General features: G+C 61.8%; 8 protein-coding genes. 3 read left to right on the forward strand and 5 right to left on the reverse strand.

Features of this window, described 5'->3' with window-relative positions; all coding sequences use genetic code 11:
* On the reverse strand, positions 1–287 hold a 287-nt coding region (locus ACEQXV_RS05520), incomplete at its 3' end, for a thioredoxin family protein (RefSeq protein ID WP_370268229.1).
* A gap of 132 nt (positions 288–419) precedes the next feature.
* Between ACEQXV_RS05520 and ACEQXV_RS05525 the strand changes: the two genes are divergently transcribed.
* A complete protein-coding gene (locus tag ACEQXV_RS05525; protein WP_370251210.1) occupies positions 420–1,058 on the forward strand; it encodes an SGNH/GDSL hydrolase family protein in 639 nt (212 codons plus the stop codon).
* A 4-nt stretch (positions 1,059–1,062) separates the two neighbouring features.
* Here ACEQXV_RS05525 and ACEQXV_RS05530 read toward each other — a convergent pair whose 3' ends face one another.
* Together ACEQXV_RS05530 and ACEQXV_RS05535 are read right to left on the reverse strand one after the other, a co-directional pair.
* Positions 1,063–1,851 carry an exodeoxyribonuclease III gene (locus ACEQXV_RS05530; RefSeq protein ID WP_370268230.1) on the reverse strand — a complete coding sequence of 263 codons (789 nt, stop codon included), beginning with the start codon at positions 1,849–1,851 and terminating at the stop codon, positions 1,063–1,065.
* 211 nt (positions 1,852–2,062) lie between these two features.
* The gene (locus ACEQXV_RS05535; protein ID WP_370251208.1) at positions 2,063–2,749 is read right to left on the reverse strand and encodes a response regulator transcription factor; all 687 of its coding nucleotides are present in this window, start codon (positions 2,747–2,749) and stop codon (positions 2,063–2,065) included.
* 165 nt (positions 2,750–2,914) lie between these two features.
* On the opposite strand from ACEQXV_RS05535, the gene ribA reads away from it, so the two are divergent.
* Both ribA and ACEQXV_RS05545 read left to right on the forward strand, forming a co-directional pair.
* Positions 2,915–4,003, forward strand: a complete 1,089-nt coding sequence (gene ribA, locus ACEQXV_RS05540; protein WP_370251207.1) for a GTP cyclohydrolase II — start codon at positions 2,915–2,917, stop codon at positions 4,001–4,003.
* Positions 4,000–4,494, forward strand: coding sequence for a L,D-transpeptidase (locus ACEQXV_RS05545; RefSeq protein WP_370251206.1), 495 nt, complete (start codon positions 4,000–4,002; stop codon positions 4,492–4,494). The genes ribA and ACEQXV_RS05545 overlap by 4 nt, the downstream gene beginning before the upstream one ends.
* Positions 4,495–4,679: 185 nt before the next feature.
* On the opposite strand, the gene ACEQXV_RS05550 is transcribed toward ACEQXV_RS05545, so the two are convergent.
* The gene (locus ACEQXV_RS05550; RefSeq protein ID WP_370268232.1) at positions 4,680–5,333 is read right to left on the reverse strand and encodes a YggS family pyridoxal phosphate-dependent enzyme; all 654 of its coding nucleotides are present in this window, start codon (positions 5,331–5,333) and stop codon (positions 4,680–4,682) included.
* A gap of 166 nt (positions 5,334–5,499) precedes the next feature.
* A complete protein-coding gene (locus ACEQXV_RS05555) occupies positions 5,500–6,504 on the reverse strand; it encodes a porin (RefSeq protein WP_370268233.1) in 1,005 nt (334 codons plus the stop codon).
* Positions 6,505–6,768: the final 264 nt, after the last annotated feature.

Consider the following 6,768-nt stretch of genomic DNA (forward strand, 5'->3'; position numbering starts at 1 on the left):
GGAATGGATTGCAGCGGAAGCCCCTGCTGCGCCAGGGCCTGTGCCAGGCGCTGATTGGCGTCCACGTCGATCTTGACCATGCGCACCTTGCCATTGGCGGCGGTCACGGCTGCTTCGAGGTTGGGGCCAAGCGTCCGGCACGGACCGCACCAGGTTGCCCAGAAGTCAACGATGACCGGCACCTCCTGGCTGGCTTCCACCACAACGGACATGAAGTTTTCTTCGGTTCCGTCAACGATCAGGTCGGCAGCACCGGCAGCGTTCTGGGTTCCATTGAGTTCGAGCATGGGAATCCCCTCAAATTCAGTCTCGCCCTATATGGGCCGTCCCGGCCCAAAGGCCAAGGGGGGCAGCGGGGCTTTGACGCGCCGAGGCCCGAGGCATAGCGTTGCAGCCAGACCAATGACGGAGCCCCGCCCATGACGCGCACCCTTCTGACCTATGGCGACAGCAACACCCACGGCACCCTTCCGATCGTGACACCCGGGATCTATCGGCGCCACGGTCCAGAAGATCGCTGGCCAACCGTGGCCCTCGCCGCCTTGGGGGCTGGCTGGACCCTCGTCGAAGAAGGCCTTCCGGGGCGCACAACCGGTAGGGACGACCCGGTGATGGGGGCGTATATGAACGGGCAAACCGGGCTGCGCATTGCCTTGGAAAGCCACGGACCGGTCGACGTGCTGACCATCATGCTTGGCACCAATGACCTCAAGACGCGCTTTGCGCCGTCCGTTGCCAGAATCATGGGCGGCGCGGCAGGGCTTTTGGACATCGCGCTGTCAGAACCGATGCAGACCCGGCATGGTGGTTTCAAGGTTCTGCTGATCTGCCCGCCGCCCGTGGTGGAAACCGGCCCGATCAGGGATCAATTCTGGGGTGCAGAGGCCGTCGGGCCGCACTTGGCGGATGCCTATGAAGCCCTTGCCGCATCGCGCGGGGTGGGGTTCTTCGATGCGGGGTCCGTGATCGAGGTCAGCGCGCAGGACGGCATCCACTATGAAGCCAACGCGCATCGCGCACTTGGGGCAGCCTTGGCCAAGGCCATAGCGGCGCTTTGACCCGTTAAAGGTCGAATGTCGCGAACACCGGCGCATGATCCGAAGGCTTTTCCCATCCCCGCGCCTCGCGCAGGATACGGCTGCCATGCGCCGCGCTTGAGATATCCGGCGTGGCCCAGATGTGATCGAGCCTGCGGCCCTTATCCGCTGCGTCCCAATCCCGCGCGCGGTAGGACCACCAGCTGTATAGCAGCCCCTCGGGAATGTCCTGACGGGTGATGTCCACCCATTTACCCGCCTCCATCACGGTGCCGAGGCTATCGACTTCCACCGGCGTGTGGCTGACCACTTTCAGAAGCTGCTTGTGGCTCCAGACATCATCCTCGCGCGGGGCGATGTTCAGATCCCCCACGAGAATGGATTTCTCGGGCGCATCGAACCGCCCCCAATCGCGCATGTCGGAAAGATAATCGAGCTTCTGGCCAAACTTCTCGTTCTTCTCGCGGTCGGGCTCATCCCCACCCGCAGGAACGTAGAAATTGTGGATCGTCACCCCGTTTTCCAGCCGCCCGGCAATATGGCGCGCATGACCAAGGCCCGCAAAATCGTGGCTGCCCGCCTCTTCCATCGGCAGTTTGGACAGGATCGCCACGCCGTTATAGCCCTTCTGCCCGCGCGCGACCATGTGGCCGTAGCCAAGGTTCTGGAAAATCTCGACCGGGATCTTGTCGACCGGGCTTTTGCATTCCTGCAGACACAGGATATCGGGCCCCTCTTCGCGCAGAAGCTTCGCCACCAGGTCGGCGCGCAGCCGGACAGAGTTGATGTTCCAGGTGGCAAGCGTGAAGGGCATGGGCTGGTCCTTGTCAGGGTTGCGGGTGCCCAAGACCTAGTCGGCGGACCACGCCCATGCAATCCGATATCGGGTCCTTGCCATAGCAGCCCCCAAACAAAAAACGGCCCAGTCCAAAAGGGCCGGGCCAGTCCAACAGGGAGGTAGGTGTATTACACCTGACATCAACTATCGGTTGTTTTGGTCAAATAGTCAACATCTGGTGTCCGAATCAGGCCAACAGACGATATCCACCGCTTTCCGTGACCAGAAGCCGGGCATTGGAGGGGTCAGGCTCGATCTTCTGGCGCAACCGGTAGATGTGGGTTTCCAGCGTGTGCGTGGTCACGCCGGCATTGTAGCCCCAGACCTCGTGCAGCAGCACATCCCGCGCCACCACGCCATCCTGTGCCCGGTAGAGAAACTTGAGGATGTTGGTTTCCTTCTCGGTCAGGCGGATCTTCTTCTCGTCCTCGGTCACCAGCATCTTCATCGCCGGCTTGAAGGTGTAGGGGCCAAGCTGGAACACGGCATCTTCGGACTGTTCGTGCTGACGCAACTGCGCCCGGATACGGGCCAGAAGAACGGGGAATTTGAACGGTTTGGTCACGTAATCATTGGCCCCGGCGTCAAGTCCAAGGATCGTGTCGGCATCGCTGTCATGGCCTGTCAGCATCAGGATCGGGCATTTCACCCCCTGCTTGCGCATCAGGCGGCACAGTTCGCGCCCGTCGGTATCGGGAAGGCCCACATCGAGGATCACGAGATCGTAGATCGCTTCCTTGGCCTTCTCCAACCCCTCCGAGCCGTTCCCGGCTTCTAAGACATCGAAATCCTCGGTCATCACCAATTGCTCTGCCAGCGCTTCGCGCAGGTCTTCGTCATCATCAACCAGCAGGATCTTCTTGAGATTGGCCATGGGTGCCTCCCCGTTTTGCGTGTCCCTTCCCACATGTCGCGTCGCGATCCGTCTGACAAGGTAGCGGAAAAATACCTCACGCAGCCGTGTCAGGCAGAGAGCAAATGTTTCAAATCGCTACCGGGCAGTCTAAATGAGAGGGGAAGACTCCAGTCGGATAACCTCATGCCGCTTCTGCCCACCCCGTCCGAGCTTGCCGCCCGCGCCCGCGCTGACTTGCGCGTTGGTCTGCCCGTGGTGCTTGGGGCGGGTGGCCCCGGCGTGGCGATCCTGGCGGCTGAGACGCTTCAGCCAGACCGGCTCGCAGCCATTCGCGACGTCGGCACACCGGTTCTGGCGATCACGGATCGGCGTGCTGAAACCCTCAAGGCGCGCGCCTACGATGGTGACCTTGCCCGCCTGCACCTGCCTGCGGATGCCGACGCCGAATGGGTGCGCTGCCTTGCGGATCCCGCCGATGATCTGCTGATGCCCATGAAAGGCCCGCTTGTGGCCGAACGGGAGGGCGACGCAGGCTTGCACCGCCTTGCCATCGCGCTGATCAAATCGGCTCAGCTTCTGCCAGCTGCCATTGTTGTGCCGCTCGCCGATACGGACGGGTTCGCGCATGAACATGGCCTGACGCAGCTGCCCCCCGAGGCCACGCACGAAGACCTCGTGCTTCATCACGCCCTGACCTCGGTTGCCGCCGCCCGCCTTCCAATGGACGCGGCAGAATCCGGACGGTTGCATATCTTCCGGCCCGACAATGGCGGCACAGAGCATTACGCCATCGAGATCGGTCGCCCCGACCGGGACGCCCCCGTTCTCGCCAGGTTGCATTCCGCCTGCTTCACCGGCGATGTGCTCGGGTCGCTCAAATGCGACTGCGGCCCACAGCTCCGCACCGCGCTGGCCGAGATGGGCCGCGTGGGTGCGGGCGTCCTGCTTTATCTCAACCAGGAAGGCCGCGGCATCGGGCTTGCCAACAAGATGCGTGCTTATTCCCTGCAAGATCAAGGCTTTGACACGGTCGAGGCCAACCACCGGCTCGGCTTCGAGGATGACGAACGCGACTTCCGCCTCGGGGCCGATATCCTGCGCCGCATGGGGTTTTCCGCTGTCCGCCTGATGACCAACAACCCCCGCAAGGTGGCAATGATGGAGCATGAGGGCCTCACCGTCAGCGAACGGGTGCCGCTTGTCACGCCCACCAACCGCCACAACGCCCATTATCTCGACGTGAAGGCCAAGAAGTCGGGGCACCTTCTGTGACACCGCGGGATCTGGTCCTGACGCCCATGGGCCTGCGCTTTCAGGGGCGTCTCTTTCCCTGCTCGATCGGCAAGGGCGGGCTTAGACGCGCGAAGCGCGAAGGTGACGGTGCAACACCTCGCGGACTGCACCGGATCATCGGCTGCCTCTACAGGCCCGACCGCATGGCCCGGCCAGTGGACTGGGCCGTTCCCATCGGCCCGGGAGACCTGTGGTCCGATGACCCGACTTTGCCTGATTACAACAAGATGGTGCGTGCGCCCTATCCCGGCAGCCACGAGCGCCTCGCTCGCTCCGACCGGCTCTACGATCTCGTGCTTCTGACCGATTGGAACTGGCCGATTGCCCATCCCGGTCGCGGATCCGCCATTTTCCTGCACCGCTGGCGCAAGCCCGGCCACCCGACCGAGGGCTGCATCGCCTTCGCACCGCAACACTTGCTGCACATCACGCGCGCCCTGCGCCCCGGTGCCTGCCTGATCATCCCCTGATCTCTTCTACTTGGTCCAAATACTCCCGCCGGAGGCATCTCACCGTGATACGCGCGCCTCGATCCGGCTAACGCACGGAACCCAAAGCCGAATCCATGGCAACGCGGCCCGAGGATGCCCCCGCGCATGCGGGGGTTGACGAGGGCCGCCCCCGGATCGACGCGCAACGCGCGGCGAAACCGGGTTCAAACGGCGCTGCGCTCTCCGAAAATGGCGGACCCGACCCGAACGTATGTCGCGCCAAGGGCAATGGCGGTTTCGAAATCGGAACTCATCCCCATCGAGAGCTCGCGCAGCCCGTTGCGCTCGGCAATCTTGGCCAGCAGCGCGAAATGCAGCGCGGGTTCCTCCTCCACGGGCGGAATGCACATCAGCCCCGTCACCGGCAGATCGAGCGCCCGTGCCTCGGCAATGAACCCATCCGCGTCGGCTGGCAGGATTCCGGCCTTCTGCGGCTCTTCCCCGGTATTCACCTGGATCATCAGTTCGGGGCACTTCCCCATCTCCTGCGCCAGACGCGCCAGGGTCGTGGCCAGCTTGGGACGGTCGAGCGTGTGGATTGCATCGAACAGCTCCATCGCCGTGCGGGCCTTGTTGCTTTGCAGCGGGCCGATGAGATGCAGCTCCACGCCGTCGTAGCGAGAGGTGAAGTCAGGCCATTTGGCCTGCGCTTCCTGCACCCGGTTTTCCCCGAAGAGGCGATGCCCCTGCTCCAGCACCGCTTCAACACGCTCCAGGGGCTGGACCTTCGACACCGCGATCAGCCGAACGGAACCGGGGGCCCGTCCAGCCTTTGTCTCTGCTTTCGCAACCGCGTCTTGTATCTCTGCCAGCGCCATGCCGTCCGACCTCCACGATAGAAAGAGTGGGCCCGGGGCCCGCCTCTCCTTAGCAGATGCTTTGCAGGGAATTGAAGCTGAGACCGCAAGACACGGATCTTGGTCTGCCAAAAAGAAAAGAGCGGGCACAAGGCCCGCTCTTCCTTAAGCGAATAATCCTTGCGGATTAGAAGCCCATGCTCAGACCAATCGACCAAGAGTCGACATCGGGCTGACCGGTTTCAGAGGAGTTGCTGTAACCGAAGACAATGCTTGCACCACCGCCCAGGTCGTAACCTGCGGACAGACCCCAACCGGACATAGAATCCGTGCCCTGCTCGTACTCACCCCAGTTGATACCAACGGTGAGAGCATCCATGGAGTACGATGCGCCAAGGCCGATGTGCGTGACATCGAGTGCACCAGTTTCTTCCAGCACGGAGTAGTTTGCGCCGAGCGCAATGTCACCCAGGCTGTAAGCCAAGCTGATACCCATAACGGTCAGGTCATTGCGCGGTGCGGGACCAGAGTCCTCACCAGTCTGGTAGCCCAGGCCGATGCCGAGGTCGCCAAGGTTGTAGCGAAGGCCAAAGCCAATGATCGAGTCGCCTTCCTCTACACCAACGGTGTCGTCAAGTTCAACCGAAACTGCAAAGCCAAGACCACCGATGGAGTGGTCGTAGCGCAGGATCTGGCCGTCATGCGTGCCGTCCAGACCACCGTTGCCGTTCCATCCATTGTGCGCAGTTTCGGAGTCATCGATCGAACCGGAGCCGGTCGGCACTTCTGCCATACCCCAATCGAAGCCACCATCGGTATCTCCCATGGTGACGGTGCCGAAGTTGCCGGACAGGAACACGGCGATGCCGTCCATGCCGTCGGAGCCGTCGATTGCGTCACCTGCTTCATCCAAGTCAACCGACGCACCAAAGGTGAGACCGTTGTCGGTGGAACCAGACAGCGTGAAGGTCACATCAACATGGGTCCAGAACTGCGTGCCAGAACCACCAGCTGCAGTGCCGTTGCGATCACGATCGCCACCAACAACACCCATCTCTGCCGAACCGGACAAAGAAATATCCGCTGCTGCGAAGCCTGCGGACAGAATCAGCGCAGTCGAAGCGAAGAGATGATTGTGGACTCGCCAAAAGGCGCAGCTACTCTTGCAAAAATAATACCCTGTATTAACAATGGCTTAAGGCTCTAATATCAATGGTTATTTCTATTATATCTAGAGATAGCAGAGTCTCACGATTGGCGGTATTTTCCTGATCTATTGATAGCATCGCGGGATGTGCTTCAGGCACGGAAAACCGGGTGCCGCCCCTCCTGTTTGCTGGGGCACATGTCGTTTTTCGACCAGGTTGCAAAGTTGCCCGAAGCGGCGCTTAACGGTCGGGTTCCGTGAATACGATCAGCCCTTCGCGCACGAGGCGACGCAGCAGGACCAGCTTGC

Origin of the sequence: Nioella sp. (assembly GCF_964229645.1) — a bacterium.
Taxonomy (GTDB): Bacteria; Pseudomonadota; Alphaproteobacteria; order Rhodobacterales; family Rhodobacteraceae; genus Nioella.